The sequence below is a fragment of the Bacillus sp. ABA4_010 genome, from assembly GCF_056159105.1.
The window spans coordinates 2777994-2793023 of the sequence record NZ_JBSWUN010000003.1; the positions used below are offsets into that span (position 1 = coordinate 2777994).

Here is a 15030-nt window from a genome sequence, read left to right on the forward strand (position 1 = left end):
GGATAAGAAAGGACCCAACATGGAATCCTTCGTCTCACGGATTTTCATGTCAGGTCCTTTTTTACAATAAGCGAACAAGCAGTTTAACTTATCGCCCTTCTTGTTATTCCTCGTCTTCTTTTACTTGATAAGCCATATCGTACAAAATCATTTGGCTGTCAATGATCGGTTCATTTTCTTTTCGCATGACATAGTTATAATTTCCATGCTCATCTTGCTCCCTTGATTTTACATTATCAGCAAGCATAATCGAAAGCCATTTATTGATTCGTTTTTTTAATCGTCCATCAAAAATTGGGAATAAAATCTCGACCCGCTTCTCCATGTTTCTAGTCATCATATCAGCAGAAGACAAAAACAGTTTTTCTTCTCCATTATGATGGAAATAGTAAATTCTGCTGTGTTCAAGGAAACGGCCAACAATACTCCGCACTTTAATATTTTCGCTGACCCCTTTAATACCTGGGCGCAAGCAGCAAATTCCTCGAATAATTAAGTCAACTTTAACACCGGCATTGGATGCTTCATACAGTTTCATAATAATTGGTTTATCTGTAAGAGAATTCATTTTAGCAATAATGCGACCATTGCCATGCTTTTTATGGAAATGAATTTCTTCATCAATTAATGTGATAAAATCTTTTCGAATATCGTATGGAGCAATCGATAAATGATGATACGAAGGTTTTTCTGTATAGCCGCTCAAATAATTGAAAAAGTTCGTGGCATCAATGCCGATTTTTTTATTCGCAGTAATAAGCCCCATATCGGTATAAACTTTAGCCGTCGCATCATTGTAATTTCCAGTACCTAAGTGGACAAAGTGCTCAATTCGGCCGTTTTTCCTCCGAACAACAAGCGTAATTTTACTATGTGTTTTCAAATAATTCATCCCGTAAATTACATGGCACCCTTCTTGTTCCAGCTCTTTTGCCCAGTTAACATTATTCTCTTCATCAAAACGCGCTTTTAACTCTACAAGCACTGTGACTTGCTTTCCGTTTTCAGCAGCTCGTTTTAGTGCTTTAATGATAGGTGAATCGCCACTGACACGATAGAGTGTTTGTTTAATAGCAAGAACGTCAGGGTCATCTGCAGCATCGGAAATAAAATCGACTACCGGCTCAAAAGATTCGTACGGATGATGCAGTAAGATATCTTCCTGCAAGGCTTTTTCAAACACTTCCTCATCTGATCCTAAATCTTTCGGCGGCTGCGGAATTAATGTCTCGTCAACTAAATGTTCATGCGTCGCTTCAACCGCTTTGTAAAATGGGAATAAACACGTTAAGTCAAGAGGACCATCGACACAATAAATATCTTTTTCGTGAATTTCGAGCTCTTCCTTCAAATAATGAAGCAGTTGCTCATCGTATTCCTGTCCTTTTATTTCTAAGCGAACGGCCGCTCCCCATTTTCGTTTCTTTAGCTCTTTTTCAATTTCTTTCAGTAAATCACGCGCACCCTCTTCATGAATCGTCATATCGGCATTTCTTGTAATCCGAAAAGGAGTCACTGATTTGACTTCAAACCCTTTAAACAGCTTATGGATAAAATAAGAAATAACATCCTCTAGTAAAACGAAGCATCTGTGTCCTCCCTTACTCGGCAGTTCAACATATCGAGTTAAAACGGAAGGCACTTGCACAAGCGCCAGCTTGCCAGCAAATCGACCAATTTCTTCTTCCTCTAACGATTCATTTTCCAACACAATAGCCAAGTTTAAACTTTTATTAAGAAGCATCGGAAACGGTCGGTACGCATCGACTGCCATTGGTGTTAACACAGGAAAGATTTGTTCATCAAAGTATGTTTCTAAAAATGCTAATTGCTCTTTTTTAATCTCTTGCATAGTGAGGATGGATACACCCTCTTTTTCCAAAAGAGGAAGGAGTTGATTATACGTTTCATACTGCCGTTGTACAAGCACATGGTTTTTCGAGGAAATATGAGAAAGCTGTTCTTTCGGGGTAAGACCAGCTTTATTTTCCGGTTTATTAAAACCTGCCTTCACTTGGTCTTTTAATCCAGCGACCCGCACCATAAAAAATTCGTCTAGATTGGAAGCAAAAATCGCCAAGAATTTGAATCTTTCCAATAAGCGGTTCCGGTTGTCCATCGACTCTTCCAGTACACGCTGATTGAATGCAAGCCAGCTTAATTCTCGATTATTGTAGTATGAGGGATGTCCCAAGCTTTTGTGTTCAATTGGTGTAGTAGTTGTTTCCATCGTTAAGTCCACCCTTACTGAATTATCTATTTCTAGTCATGATTTCCATTTCACAATACCATTACAATATTAAAAAAATGTAAATGGAGTGTAAATTTCCTGTTAATGATATATTCATCATAAAGAAACTTTATAATCCAAATTGTCAAATAAATGAAACTTAATAGGTCTTGTCAGCACCTGACCTACAAGATGCTGGACAGAGTAAAGGGTGTTTATAGTTTTTGAAATGTCAGCCCAATCGGTTGTTTTACGACTTTTTCTAAATGTTTTTTTTGCTTTTCAGCCTGATATTCTTCTGCTCGAAAATCACCGTTGCATAAAACATTGATGGCAAAACTAGCTGAATCACTCGTTACATCAAGGTGCTTCACGATGTTTCGTTTCGTTGCATTTAAGCTGGAAGCAAATTTCAATATAGCGCCTAAAAAGCGGAGGTTTTTTTGTTCTTCCTTTGTCAGCCAGCCCTGAAATACTTCCGCGTATTGGCGAAAAGCTGTTTTCCCCTTATAGGACGCAAGCAGCGCCAACTTAAGACGTTCCTTATGGCTAATACCATCAATCGTACGGTTAGCAAGCAAATAAAAAGTATGTTGACTGCTTGATTCAGAATCGATATACTCCCCTAGATGAAACATTTGCGCTCCCATCTTCAATGTATGAAGGTCATCGTCATTCAATGGGAAATCAAGATGCTTACGAAACTGCTGAAACAACAAGACGGCAATTTTCGTTACTTGCGCCACATGAGTTGTGTCAATTTCAAAATCCATGACAAGCTCCTGAAAGCTCTCTTCGAGCACGTTTGGATACACATTAATTCCAAATGGCTTGAGCAATTCTTCAAACATCAGCCCTTCCCTCAAGCCTTTTCGGCTTAACACAAATCTCGGAGCAGCTGTGAGCTCACATAAGGATTCAAATACCTCTACAGCTGGTAAAATGGTATCTGCTCGGTCTTTTGATAAGCCTTCCAACCTTTGAATCTCATCGTACTGCATGCCGCTAAGTTGCTTTTTTAACATTTGAATGTCGTCCAAGTACATCTCATATTGATGTACACCCGCTAGCGGATAATTAATAAAGCTTTGATGAAGCTGGACCATATTTCGGGCACTGCCTCCAATAGCTATAATCGGTACGTTCTTTTCCTTTAACCACGGCAACGTTTCAAATTGTGATTGCACAAACTGCCTAATCGCTTTTCGTTCCTCATCTGTTGGAATATCTCCCTTTACATACTGAAGCTGTAAAGACAGTGCACCGAAAGGAAAGCTATGATACTTTACAAGCTGACGATCCATAAAATATGTAACCTCGGTGCTACCGCCGCCGATATCAATCGTAATGCCTTCTGTAATGTTAGTTGAATTCACTACAGCAAGAAAACCGTAGAAGGCTTCTTCGTATTCCGATAAAATGTCCATTGTAAAATCTGTTTTCGTTTCAACAAGACGGCAAATTTCATCTCGATTGTTTGCCTGGCGAACCGTAGCGGTCGCCACACACCGAACATTTTGAAGCTGATGATGTCTCGTAATGATTTGAAAGCTGTAAAGCGTATCAAGCAATATGTTGATTCCTTCATCACTCAGCTGTTGGTTTTCATCTAAATAATTGCGTAGTCTTGCTACTACTTTCACATTCTCTACTTGCTTAAATCGCTTGCGGGAATCGTGTTCGTAAATAACAAGACGCATCGTATTGGATCCGATATCAATCATTGCATACTTATTGCTCAACTCTTTTAACATCCTTTACTTAAATAATTTACTGGATTTAACTATGTTATTATCAATATTCTAGCGGATGATCAGGGACTTTCACAACCATTTGTGCGAATCTTTCTATTATTTTTTCACGGACTCCGCGCATTTTTCCAACTCCATTCCAATACAATACATTAATCCCTTATCTTTGAGAGGAGACCTGTAGATGAATCATGTTGTAAAGCCTGGGGAAACCTTGTCTTCTATTGCCCTTGACTACCGTCTTCCACTTCAAACCATCATCTCTGCAAATTCTTTCATAAATCCGAACATCATTTTACCAGGGCAGATTGTGATAATCCCTGGATTACCTTCTAAAGAAAGTATTCCCTATACGATTCATGTTTACTTACAGGAAAAACAGCTAGAATTACGAAAGAATAAAGAAAGGATAAAAACCTATCCGATAGCGATAGGAAAAATGCTGTCGGCAACCCCGATTGGCGATTTTGTGATTGTCAATCGGGAACCGAATCCTGGGGGACCGTTTGGAACAATGTGGCTCAGTTTATCGAAGATTCATTATGGAATTCACGGTACAAATCAACCCGCCTCCATCGGAAAGGCTGTATCTAAAGGCTGTATTCGAATGTACAACCAAAATGTAAATGAACTCGCTTCCATTGTCCCCAATGGAACAGCTGTATTTATTCGCCCTTCACGTGCATATTCTTGATTTCACCCATTTCCAGCTTGAAAACTTGGATACAGTTTCATCCCTCCATCAACGTATAAAGTTGAACCAGTCATATATTTTGCTTCTCGTGATGCTAGGAAGGCAGCCACAGATGCCACTTCTTCCGAGTCCGCAATATAGCCGATAGGAATCATCTTTTCTACTGATGATTTAATCGCTGAGTCTGAAAATTTTTCTGCATTAATAGGCGTATTAATAGCTCCAGGGCTAATTGCATTGACCCGTATACCGTTTGGCGCGTATTCAAGAGCTAACGTCTCTGTCATCATCTTAATCCCGCCTTTGCTGGAAGCATAATGAACAAAATGCGGCCATGGAATAACATCATGAACACTCGACATATTAATGATACAACCTTTCACGTTATGCTCTAGCATCCAATGAATAGCTTGAGTAGAGCCTAAAAATGTTCCTGATAAATTAACAGAAATAACCTTATTCCATTCATCAAGCGTCATCTTATGGGAGGGAATTTCCATTTGGATTCCTGCATTATTAACCATCACATCCAGCTGTCCAAATGAATGGCAGGCGGCTTCAATGAGCTTTTTCATGTCACTCTCTTTTGACACGTCACCTTGGACGGCAATTCCATTTCCACCCTTTTCATGGATTTCACTAATGACCGTATCGGCCATATCTTGATCGTGCAAATAATTGACGACAACATTCATTTTTTCTTGTGCAAATCGCAGCGCAATCGCTCTTCCAATCCCACTCGATCCTCCTGTAATGATGGCCGCTTTACCGCTTAAATCTGGATACATCACCATGCCTCCTTTTTGCTTATTTTTGATCCGATAAAATGACACTACCTGCACAAACTTTAAGATGCTACTACCTCATCTCAATCAATAATACTTTGTATTTTCACCCTTTTTTCAATGTTTAAACGCCATTGAAATAAGTTGATAAAAATATGGTATATCCCCCAAAATATCGAACGTTTGCAAAAGGAGCTTCTGGGTATATAATAGAGACAAAGAAACGAGCATCGAAAAACATTCTCGTTTTTTGTGCACAAAAATGTGGATTAATAAAAAAGGAGTGTCACTATGTCCGACGTAATCGGCCACGAACCTTTAGAAGAGTCTGTGAACGAATTAGCAAAAGCCATTTTCACTGTGAATCGTCATGCTAAAGCAGCGCCAGACCCGCAAAAATTGTATACGTTAAAGAAGCTTGCATTGGAGAAACTGCTCTTGGAAGGAAAAGCAAAAAAAGAAGGCCTTCATTTCTCTCCCAACCCTGGAAAAAGTCAGCAAAAGTCTGATGTACTTGTATCTGTTGGGGACTACTATTTCCATATGCCTCCTAAAAAAGAAGACTTTCAACAACTTCCACACCTCGGTCACTTAAATCACCAATACCGAAATCCAAAAACGTCCATGTCTTTGTCTCAGGCAAAGCGCATTTTATCTAAATATGCGGGATACTGGGTAAAGCCTCCCCAACATCCTTTATCTTTACATAAGAAAAAGCACCAACCACCTGTGTTTAAGCCATTAGGAAAAAGCTATTTTTAATCAGAAAAAGAGGAATCTGCCAGCGCAAATTCCTCTTTTCACTTATAGAATATGTTTATCTACCATTCGAATTAATTCGGCAATTTCTGGTTTGCTCACTTGTCCATTTGCTCCAACCATTTGTCCTTTATGACGCAGATCATCTGTAATTAAAGAAGAAAAGATAATGATTGGGAGAATTGACAGTCTTGAATTTTCTTTAATACGCTTTGTTAGATGGTGTCCATCCATTTGCGGCATTTCAATATCGGTAATCACAATCTGTACTTGATCTTCAATGGCCGTGCCACTTTCAATGAGTGATTCTAAGTAGTAAAGAGCATCTTGTCCATTTTCGAAAAACTCCACATTAACATACCCAGCTTCTTCCAACGTATCAGAAATAAGACGTCGTAATAGTGGCGAATCTTCAGCGACAACAACATGCTTATTCGATCTCTCACGGGCGCCTAGCCTTTTCACAGAACTCACGTTAATTCCGGAATCAGGGTTAACATCTGTAACGATTTTTTCAAAATCAAGCATTAACAGCATGTGGTCATCCATTTTAATAACACCTGTAATCTGTGTTTCCAATCCTTGATACATTTGAGATGGCTTTTCAATTTGCTGCCATGAAATTCGATGTATTTGTGTAACATGATGAACATGAAACACCATTTTTTGTTTGTTGAATTCTGTGACGATAAATTTATCTTTATCCGGTGTAGCAGATGGAGCCATATTCAAAGCTGTTGCTACATTCACAATCGGCAATACTTCTCCGCGAAGCTCGATAATGCCTTCAACGTAAGGATGGGCATGTGGAACAGGCGTAATCGGAACAGGGTTAATAATCTCTTTCACTTTAATTACATTGATGCCAAACTTAATTTGTCCGACTTGAAATTCCACAATTTCTAATTCATTTGTTCCACTTTCCAGCAAAATGCCTTTATCTTGTGTCATGATTTTCGTCCTTCCATCTTTGAATGTTATCATTCTATCTATTCTACAATTATATCATCGGCTATTGTATGGAAAAAGTTTATTTCTGTTCATAAGGTATTCTTATTGGCAAAATCATATAGTGCCCACTCTGCTACCGGAAGCAACCCATACATAACTAAAGGCAACACTTTATTTGCTTTTCCTCCTCGTACTCGCTTGCCCCCTGCCACCACTTCTCCCTCTCCTCAGCACCATTTTTTGTTTACTTCCATCTATGCTGCGTAACCCCCTGTCTTTTTACAAAATCTTTACACCCTATTCATAAAACCTCTCGTTAACGGACAAAATACCTCCTATTCTTACAACAAAAGAGAGGATCACCTTCACGGTTGGATATTCGAAGATTACTCTATTTAATGCTATAATTTCCCCATAATTAAAGACAAAAAATACAGATGCGGGAGTTGAAAACATATGAAGAGAGCACAGCAAAAAGAACAGACAAAAAGACTGTTACAGCAAACCGCCATCCAATTATTCCAAAAACAAGGTTATTCTAAAACGACAGTTTCACAAATTACCACAGAGGCGGGAGTTGCGAAAGGGACCTTTTTTAATTATTTCGATTCAAAAGAAGATGTTCTTCACACTATTCGTGAGCATCAAATTGCTTATATGGAAAAAGAAGCGGAGAAAGTATTCAAAGAAGATGGGGAAGTAAAACAAAGTCTTTATCGACTTTGGGGAAATATCGCTATTCATTATGAAGAAGCAGGACGGCCACTTATACGTTCCCTTTTCCATATTCTACTCACAGATAATTCATTCCAACGTAAAGAATTGCTTCAGTCAAAAAAGTTCAAAGAACAACTCATACGTTTCTTTGAAGAAGGGTGTCGCAAAAAAGAATTTACAGAAGATTTTTGTTTGGAGAAAATGGCTGTAACGCTCCTTCATCACTTTACTGGAATTTTATTTTATTGGTGTACAACGGAAGATACACCACCTTTACCTGAACTTATTCATGAGTCACTGCCTTTGCTGTTTAAAGGTATTTTGCTCCATTCTTAATTTCAATCTCTCCCTTTCATCCAATCCATACGTTTCCATTATCTGAAAAATATAAATGTGAAAAAAAGATGGACTAAAACATACAAAAAATTTATACTACACAATGACTGAAAGAAAAGGGGCATGAATTTTGCTCCAAAACTTAACATTAAAGAAGGTGCAAGAAGGATGAAAGGTTCAGTCATTGTATTTGACACTCACAATGAAATGACCATTTTAGAAGACGTTGAGAAAGTTATTTTTGATCAAATTCAAGAACAGATTGGTAAGAACCGCTGTGTTGTTACCATCAACAATCACAATGTTGACCTTGGACATGTTGTAGCGCCCGTTTATTGGCGTGAAGGTCCTGTTCATATGGAATAATGAAAAGTGCGGCTATCTTAGCCGCACTTTTCATTATGTTTCTGATGAACTGTTCCCTCTAAATAAATATGGTAAAAATTCACCCTCGACACGATTAATCAGCTGAAATCAGGGTAAATACATCGTAAATAGTTTTATAAGCGAACAAGAAAGGAGATTAAGACGATGAAAAAATATGATGGCCACTCTAAAACAACGAACCATATAAACACCTATCAAACATTGAAAACTAAATTTTATGAAAAAGAAGCTGAAACAATTCTTGCTGCTCTCACTTATTCATTTAACAAACAACACCTTCAGTCATTAATCGATGAAACATTAGATCAACGCGACAAAGAGAAGTTCTTTCATTATAGTAATCTCTACAACGAATTATTGAGCAATAAACCTTCCTCTTTATAACTTGAGGAAACTTGCTATAAAGAGGATTGAATGTATGCAAAGACGATATACAAGGAGAGGATGACCCCGATAGCCTTCGAGTCATCCTCCATCTAAAAAGTTAAGACCCCCCCACGCAAGGATAGCCCATTCAACTATAGGGGAAACAGGACGTTATAGGCCGCCTTCATATTTCCCATCATTTTTAGGAGCCTTTTCCTTTTTTGCTTTCTCTTTATGCATCTTGTTTGCCGCTGCACTGCCAAATTCGTGGCTAAATTCTGAATCCATAGCGGCTGAATCGAACCCTTTTTTATTCTTCTGATCTGCATCATGCTTTTTCGTACGCTTTGCCATTTGCCTAACACCTCTTTTAAGAATTTTTGTACAAGTATAGTGTAGGCAAACACCGGTTTTCTATGAATTAAAATTTATGTGTACTCCCATTTTCTTTTCTCGCTTTGAAAGTACTTCAAATGGAGCGAATGGATTATTATTTAATTATTATAGTGCTTGTAAAGAGCTTGCGTCCCGCTGTTTTCTTCCCCATTAGCAGCGAGAGAATCATAAAGCAATTTTGCCAGCTTCAAGCCAGGCGTCTCCATATTCATCGCTTCTGCTTCTTCCAAGGCAATCCCCATATCTTTAATAAAGTGTTTAATATAAAAACCTGGTTCAAAATCTCCTTTAATCATACGAGGGGCTAGATTGTTTAAAGACCAGCTTCCCGCTGCACCTGCAGAAATGGATTGAAGGACAAGTTCCGGTTTTAGTCCTGCTTTCTCAGCGTACACAACCGCCTCTGCCACCCCCATCATATTGGAAGCGATAGCAATTTGATTACACATTTTCGTATGCTGGCCTGCCCCCGCTTCTCCTTGACGAATAACGTTTTTTCCTAAGAGCTGAAAAAGTGGCAAGCAATGGTTAAATGCTTCTTCCTCTCCGCCAACCATAATTGTTAATGTCGCTTCACGTGCACCGATATCCCCACCAGAAACTGGAGCATCCAACGCATGCATCCCTCTTTTTTTCGCTTCTTCAAAAATGGTTTTCGCCAGCGTCGGCGTAGATGTTGTCATATCAATAAAGTATGTACCAGGTTGAGCATGATTGAACAAACCATGTTCCCCAAAGTAAACTTCTTCTACATCCTTTGGGTATCCCACCATTGTAATGATCAAGTCGGCTTCCTGTGCAACCATGGCAGGACTTTCCTTCCAGATAGCGCCCTCATTTAATAACTCTTCTGCTTTTTCTTTTGTTCTTGTATAAACTGATACTGAATATCCTGCTTTCATTAAATGACGAGCCATGCTTTTTCCCATAACACCAGCACCAATAAATCCAACTTTGTTTTTTCCAGTCATATCGCTCTCACCTTTTCTTTATTTTTCTTCATTTTAATGGATACAGTTCAAAGAAAAAAGCAAAATGATGAGAGACAGTCTGAAAAGAGTCAAGTCATCTCTACTCAGACTATCTCTCACCTTTACTAATGCGGGATCAAAAATGGAGTGAATCTTTAATTGACTCTTCATAGCACATCCATTAGTCGACATGTTCATCAGATAAAAGTAAATATACACACCCCTCCACTAATCCGATAATAGTCGGAATACCTGTCCAACAGAAAAGAAGATACAGAAAACCTTGAATCGGCTGTTTTAAATAAAATTTATGAACTCCAAAACTCCCTAGGACAATTGCATACAATGCCGCCTTTTTTCGTCTGCTCATTCACGCTCCCCTTCATGAAAAAGTAGTATGCCGATATATCAATTTATGATGAAAAATAAAAAATCATGCACAAAATCTCCATCTCTAGCACAAGCTAATCATATTGCTTGCTTTTTCACATATGCTTCTATACAATTTGGCTCATACGACTATTTGTCATACCATGTCGTAATTGCTCAATTTTAAATAATCATTTTCTACTTACATATAGGAGGAAACATAATGGCACAAAATTTCTTTGAACTTGTCAATGAACGTACATCTGTCAGACAGTACGATGCTTCTGTTAAACTTTCTAAAGAAGAGGTAACGGAACTACTAGAAGTAACAGCAAAATCTCCATCTGCTTGGAACCTTCAACACTGGAATTTCATGGTTTTCTTAAGTGACGAAGCAAAAGAAAAATTGCTTCCAATTGCTTATAACCAAAAACAAGTTGTGGAAGCTGGAGCGGTTGTAGCAATCTTAGGAGACCTTCAAGCAAATAAAAATGTTGAAGCAGTCTATACCCCTCTTGTTGAAGCTGGGTACATGACAGCAGATGTAAAAAATGTACTAGCAGGACAAATTGAAGGCGCTTATCAAAACGGAGTCTTTGCGCGTGACGCGGCATTCAGCAATGCTTCTTTAGCTGCCATGACATTAATGTTCGCAGCTAAAGAAAAAGGATATGATACATGCGCAATGGGTGGTTTCAACGCACAACAATTTACAGAAACATTTAACGTTGATGATCGCTATATCCCTGTTATGCTTATTTCAATCGGAAAAGCAGCGAAGCCGGCGCACTCTAGCTCTCGTCTTCCAGTCGCTGATCTTTCTACTTGGCTGTAATCATTATTTAGCGCAAGATGATCGCACTGCTTTTCAATATAAAAAACCCGCAATAGCGGGTTTTTTATATTGATTTCACCATCCCGCCATCTACCAAAAAGGAATTTCCCGTCATATAGGTATTGGCATCGGAAACTAAAAAAGTGACTACTTTTGCAAATTCTTCAGGTTCTCCGTAACGCCCAAGCGGAATTCTTCCTTTTACGCTCTCTTCAATCTCTTCTACTGTAACTCCTTGTTTTTGAGCATGGAGGGTATCTAAATGGACTGTACGCTCTGTCGCAATTCTCCCAGGTGCCACGGTGTTAATTAAAATATTATATGGGCCGAGTTCTTGTGATAAAGTTTTCGTCAGTCCAACTACCCCTGTACGGAAAGTGTTCGATAAAATGAGACCAGAGATGGGTTCCTTAATAGATGAAGAAGCAATATTAATGATTTTACCTCCTCTCTCTTTCATAAACGGCAGAATTTCCCGAATGGTGCGGACATAGCTTAATAAATTTAATTCAAACGCATCCTGCCAATCTTCATCTCTTAACAATTCAAAAGTTCCCGCTCGAGGGCCTCCTGCATTGTTAATTAAAATATCAACCGTCCCAAAATATTCTATTGTTCGCTTGACTACCATTTGAATCGATTCTTTTTCGGTAATATCCGCCAATGTATAAACAACTTTCCCCCCTTTTATCTCAGAAAGTTCTGCCGCTGTTGCCCGTAGCTTTTCTTCTGAACGACTCGCCAGCATAACATTAACTCCTTCTTGGACAAGCTGTTGAGCGATTGCTTTTCCTAATCCTTGACTAGACGCAAATACAATGGCATTTTTCCCTTTTAACTGTAAGTTCATAAGCTTAATCTCCTCCTTTTTCTCCATCTTTTAATGTACCATGAAATCGACGAAATTTAGCTAATAAAGTTTTATTATTCTGAATTTTATTCTGAATCATAAACGACTAAAAAGACCTATTGTGAACATCCTCCATATTATCGAATGTCCACGACAGGTCTTTTCTATAACTTGTATGCTCAGTTGCTCTTAGCTTTCAATTAAACTCCACTCTAAATCTTTTTTATTTAAAATAAGATTGGCCCGTAATTTGCTCATTTTTGTATGCTCTTCTAAATCGTTATACATTTCATCCATATCGACGAACTGACCGATTGTATAAACAGGAATTTGTATATCTTTACGCGTATGAAGCATGTGTCTAAAATCAATGAGCAGCCCGTCATTTGTCAAAGTTAACAATGTATTGACTAACACAAGAGGGAGAGGCGGATATTCGGGTTTTTTACGTAACAAAGAAAATCGCTTTTGATTTAACGAAAAGATTTTTAATGGTACAATTCGGCTCATTAAATGCTTCATATCATATATATCTTTGTAATACGTTTTATTAAACCAGCCATCATCATGGGCGAGATAAACAAATTGATTGTTCAGTTTATTATTGAACTGACTGTTCAATGGTTTATGATAATGCCCTAAGTACAGCAAAGCGGCCAAGTCATTTGGTTCTAAAAGATCTAGTAATGCAATATCCTCTACGTCAATCCAACAAAAATTCCCGTAACCGTATACATAATCTTGGGCTAATTTATAAATTTGTTCCCCTTCTATGTAATCGAGAAGTGTTCCGAAGTGGAAGTCACTTTCGTCATACTGATGTTTCAACAATACAATATTCGGAATGGAAGAAGGGAGCGAAGAAATGAATTCTTTAAACTCAATTCCATATGTAATAAAGCATTTTTCAGTTATGTTGCCATTTATATAAATAAGATCGCGTACGCCGTCTGTTTTGCCCAACCGTTCTAACCACCTTACATGATGTTCACTATGATTTCTTCATCCAGTACCAACAGATGAAGAAATCTTCCTTCCAAAGCTTATAATACCTTAAAGACATTCATAGGCTCAGGATAAAGAAAAACCTCCACGGACGGAAGTTTTCTTTATTATATCGTTAATCAATTAAAAGTAAAAGTGTTTCCCTCTCTTTCTTTTTTCTATAATCACTTAATGCCTACCTTCCCTAATCATGACATCTCTTTCAAAAATCGTTATAATATTCTTTATTAGTTATGGAACTTAGATTCACTCGTTTGAAAGGAGATATACATGGACGTCCGTCAACTTCAATATTTTTATGAAGTCGCAAAACAAAATAGCTTTACAAAAGCATCAGAAGTATTACATATTTCACAGCCTTCATTGAGCAAAATGGTGAAATCTTTAGAAGATGAAGTTGGGATTCAACTTATTGACAGATCGGGAAAAAGAATTCAGCTGACAGACGCTGGAGAAATTGTCTTTCAACAAGCCGAGACAGTGCTTCGTTCTCTTAATGATTTATCCAACTCTCTCTATGATTTAATGAACTTAAAAAGAGGACTCATTAAATTCGGCATCCCCCCTATTATCGGGACACTATTTTTTCCACCAATTATGAAATCATTTCGCGACTCTTATCCTCACATTCACATTCAAATGATTGAATTCGGAGCTAAAAAAATGGAGCGAATTGTTGAACAAGGAGAAGTCGATGTAGGAGTTGTTCTCCTTCCTGTAAATGAAACGAAATTTGACTCTATTCCATTTGCAAAAGAAAAATTGCAAGTTGTCGTACCAAAAAAGCATTCATTTTCAAACCGGGAGTTTATTTCATTAATTGAGTTGAAGCATGAGCCGTTCATTATGTTTCACGAAGATTTCTCCATGCACGACATTATTTATAATGAATGTGTACGCGCAGGATTCCAACCTAAAATTGCCTATATGAGCTCCCAGTGGGACTTTATCGGAGAAATGGTTGCAGCCAACCTAGGAATTGCACTCTTTCCAGAATCCATTTGTCAGAAATTGAATCTCAATCATGTAAGTATTGTGAACCTTGATGGTATCATCCCTTGGGAACTTGGACTCATTCTAAAAAAAGACCGCTACATCTCGATTGCTACAAAAGCTTTTTTAGATCATTTACAATCCAATTTTATTGGAAGCGCGAAAAAAAATTCTATTTAAAATAAGGACGCTTTTCTCATTTCATATTCGCTTTTACTTATATATATTCTACTTAATAGCTCGACACATCTTCATCTGATTCAAGAACATTTACAATGGTTATTCAGACCACTTGAATGGGCCCGCAAAGGTTCACCTATGCGGATGGCACCAACCCCGTAAAGGGGGTGACAGCCGCTTAAGTCTAGAACATTTGGCATGACCGCTCTTTGGTCATGCCGAATGTTCTAAATCAATTTATATAGCTTTCTTGCATAGTAATTATAACTATTATGTATTTTACGAAAAGGTTCATCTCCGATAAACTAATAATTGTAAGATTCATCCTGTAATGTAAATGTTATACGATGAATTCATGATTTCCAAACCCATTGTACAATCTCATGTTACTCTTTTCTCCCAAAGAAAGCCGCCTTGTCCCATGCAAGGCGGCTTTCCCTGTTAATAAAAAAATT

At 38.0% G+C, this 15030-nt stretch carries 17 protein-coding genes; 7 read left to right on the forward strand and 10 right to left on the reverse strand.

Translation table 11 applies throughout. The annotated features are described in order from the left end of the window. Positions 1 to 103: 103 nt before the first annotated feature. A complete protein-coding gene (locus ACXAEO_RS14995; RefSeq protein ID WP_474882478.1) occupies positions 104 to 2230 on the reverse strand; it encodes an RNA degradosome polyphosphate kinase in 2127 nt (708 codons plus the stop codon). A gap of 215 nt (positions 2231 to 2445) precedes the next feature. After that, complete coding sequence (locus ACXAEO_RS15000; RefSeq protein WP_474882480.1) at positions 2446 to 3984, reverse strand: Ppx/GppA phosphatase family protein; 1539 nt, start codon at positions 3982 to 3984, stop codon at positions 2446 to 2448. 181 nt (positions 3985 to 4165) lie between these two features. Between ACXAEO_RS15000 and ACXAEO_RS15005 the strand changes: the two genes are divergently transcribed. Continuing rightward, positions 4166 to 4675, forward strand: coding sequence for a L,D-transpeptidase family protein (locus ACXAEO_RS15005; RefSeq protein WP_474882482.1), 510 nt, complete (start codon positions 4166 to 4168; stop codon positions 4673 to 4675). Positions 4676 to 4677: 2 nt separating this feature from the next. On the opposite strand, the gene ACXAEO_RS15010 is transcribed toward ACXAEO_RS15005, so the two are convergent. Continuing rightward, a complete protein-coding gene (locus ACXAEO_RS15010; RefSeq protein WP_474882484.1) occupies positions 4678 to 5463 on the reverse strand; it encodes a glucose-1-dehydrogenase in 786 nt (261 codons plus the stop codon). 288 nt (positions 5464 to 5751) lie between these two features. Between ACXAEO_RS15010 and ACXAEO_RS15015 the strand changes: the two genes are divergently transcribed. After that, the gene (locus ACXAEO_RS15015) at positions 5752 to 6222 is read left to right on the forward strand and encodes a YkyB family protein (protein ID WP_474882486.1); all 471 of its coding nucleotides are present in this window, start codon (positions 5752 to 5754) and stop codon (positions 6220 to 6222) included. Between the two features lie 42 nt (positions 6223 to 6264). Here ACXAEO_RS15015 and ACXAEO_RS15020 read toward each other — a convergent pair whose 3' ends face one another. Continuing rightward, positions 6265 to 7170 carry a chemotaxis protein gene (locus ACXAEO_RS15020; protein ID WP_474882488.1) on the reverse strand — a complete coding sequence of 302 codons (906 nt, stop codon included), beginning with the start codon at positions 7168 to 7170 and terminating at the stop codon, positions 6265 to 6267. Between the two features lie 89 nt (positions 7171 to 7259). Further along, positions 7260 to 7385, reverse strand: a complete 126-nt coding sequence (locus ACXAEO_RS15025) for a hypothetical protein (RefSeq protein WP_474882490.1) — start codon at positions 7383 to 7385, stop codon at positions 7260 to 7262. Between the two features lie 241 nt (positions 7386 to 7626). On the opposite strand from ACXAEO_RS15025, the gene ACXAEO_RS15030 reads away from it, so the two are divergent. The 3 genes from ACXAEO_RS15030 (at position 7627) to ACXAEO_RS15040 (ending at position 8994) form a co-directional block, all read left to right on the forward strand. Then, positions 7627 to 8223: a TetR/AcrR family transcriptional regulator gene (locus tag ACXAEO_RS15030; protein ID WP_474882492.1), complete on the forward strand. Its 597-nt coding sequence runs from the start codon at positions 7627 to 7629 to the stop codon at positions 8221 to 8223. 168 nt (positions 8224 to 8391) lie between these two features. Beyond that, positions 8392 to 8589, forward strand: a complete 198-nt coding sequence (locus ACXAEO_RS15035) for a hypothetical protein (RefSeq protein ID WP_474882494.1) — start codon at positions 8392 to 8394, stop codon at positions 8587 to 8589. A gap of 165 nt (positions 8590 to 8754) precedes the next feature. Further along, positions 8755 to 8994, forward strand: coding sequence for an IDEAL domain-containing protein (locus ACXAEO_RS15040; RefSeq protein ID WP_474882496.1), 240 nt, complete (start codon positions 8755 to 8757; stop codon positions 8992 to 8994). Positions 8995 to 9147: 153 nt separating this feature from the next. Here the strand turns inward: ACXAEO_RS15040 and ACXAEO_RS15045 are convergent, their stop codons facing one another. From ACXAEO_RS15045 to ACXAEO_RS15055, 3 genes are all read right to left on the reverse strand, one after another. Continuing rightward, complete coding sequence (locus tag ACXAEO_RS15045) at positions 9148 to 9330, reverse strand: hypothetical protein (protein ID WP_474882498.1); 183 nt, start codon at positions 9328 to 9330, stop codon at positions 9148 to 9150. 140 nt (positions 9331 to 9470) lie between these two features. Continuing rightward, positions 9471 to 10343, reverse strand: a complete 873-nt coding sequence (locus ACXAEO_RS15050; RefSeq protein WP_474882501.1) for an NAD(P)-dependent oxidoreductase — start codon at positions 10341 to 10343, stop codon at positions 9471 to 9473. Positions 10344 to 10524: 181 nt separating this feature from the next. Further along, positions 10525 to 10713 (reverse strand): TM2 domain-containing protein, encoded by a 189-nt coding sequence (locus ACXAEO_RS15055; protein WP_474882504.1) that lies wholly within the window; start codon positions 10711 to 10713, stop codon positions 10525 to 10527. Positions 10714 to 10935: 222 nt separating this feature from the next. Between ACXAEO_RS15055 and ACXAEO_RS15060 the strand changes: the two genes are divergently transcribed. Continuing rightward, positions 10936 to 11547: a nitroreductase family protein gene (locus ACXAEO_RS15060; RefSeq protein WP_474882506.1), complete on the forward strand. Its 612-nt coding sequence runs from the start codon at positions 10936 to 10938 to the stop codon at positions 11545 to 11547. A 64-nt stretch (positions 11548 to 11611) separates the two neighbouring features. Here ACXAEO_RS15060 and ACXAEO_RS15065 read toward each other — a convergent pair whose 3' ends face one another. Together ACXAEO_RS15065 and ACXAEO_RS15070 are read right to left on the reverse strand one after the other, a co-directional pair. Beyond that, positions 11612 to 12397, reverse strand: a complete 786-nt coding sequence (locus tag ACXAEO_RS15065) for an SDR family oxidoreductase (RefSeq protein WP_474882508.1) — start codon at positions 12395 to 12397, stop codon at positions 11612 to 11614. A 189-nt stretch (positions 12398 to 12586) separates the two neighbouring features. After that, positions 12587 to 13360 carry a peptide ABC transporter permease gene (locus ACXAEO_RS15070; protein ID WP_474882510.1) on the reverse strand — a complete coding sequence of 258 codons (774 nt, stop codon included), beginning with the start codon at positions 13358 to 13360 and terminating at the stop codon, positions 12587 to 12589. Between the two features lie 312 nt (positions 13361 to 13672). Between ACXAEO_RS15070 and ACXAEO_RS15075 the strand changes: the two genes are divergently transcribed. Continuing rightward, positions 13673 to 14575, forward strand: a complete 903-nt coding sequence (locus ACXAEO_RS15075) for a LysR family transcriptional regulator (RefSeq protein WP_474882512.1) — start codon at positions 13673 to 13675, stop codon at positions 14573 to 14575. The last annotated feature ends 455 nt before the right edge of the window (positions 14576 to 15030 follow it).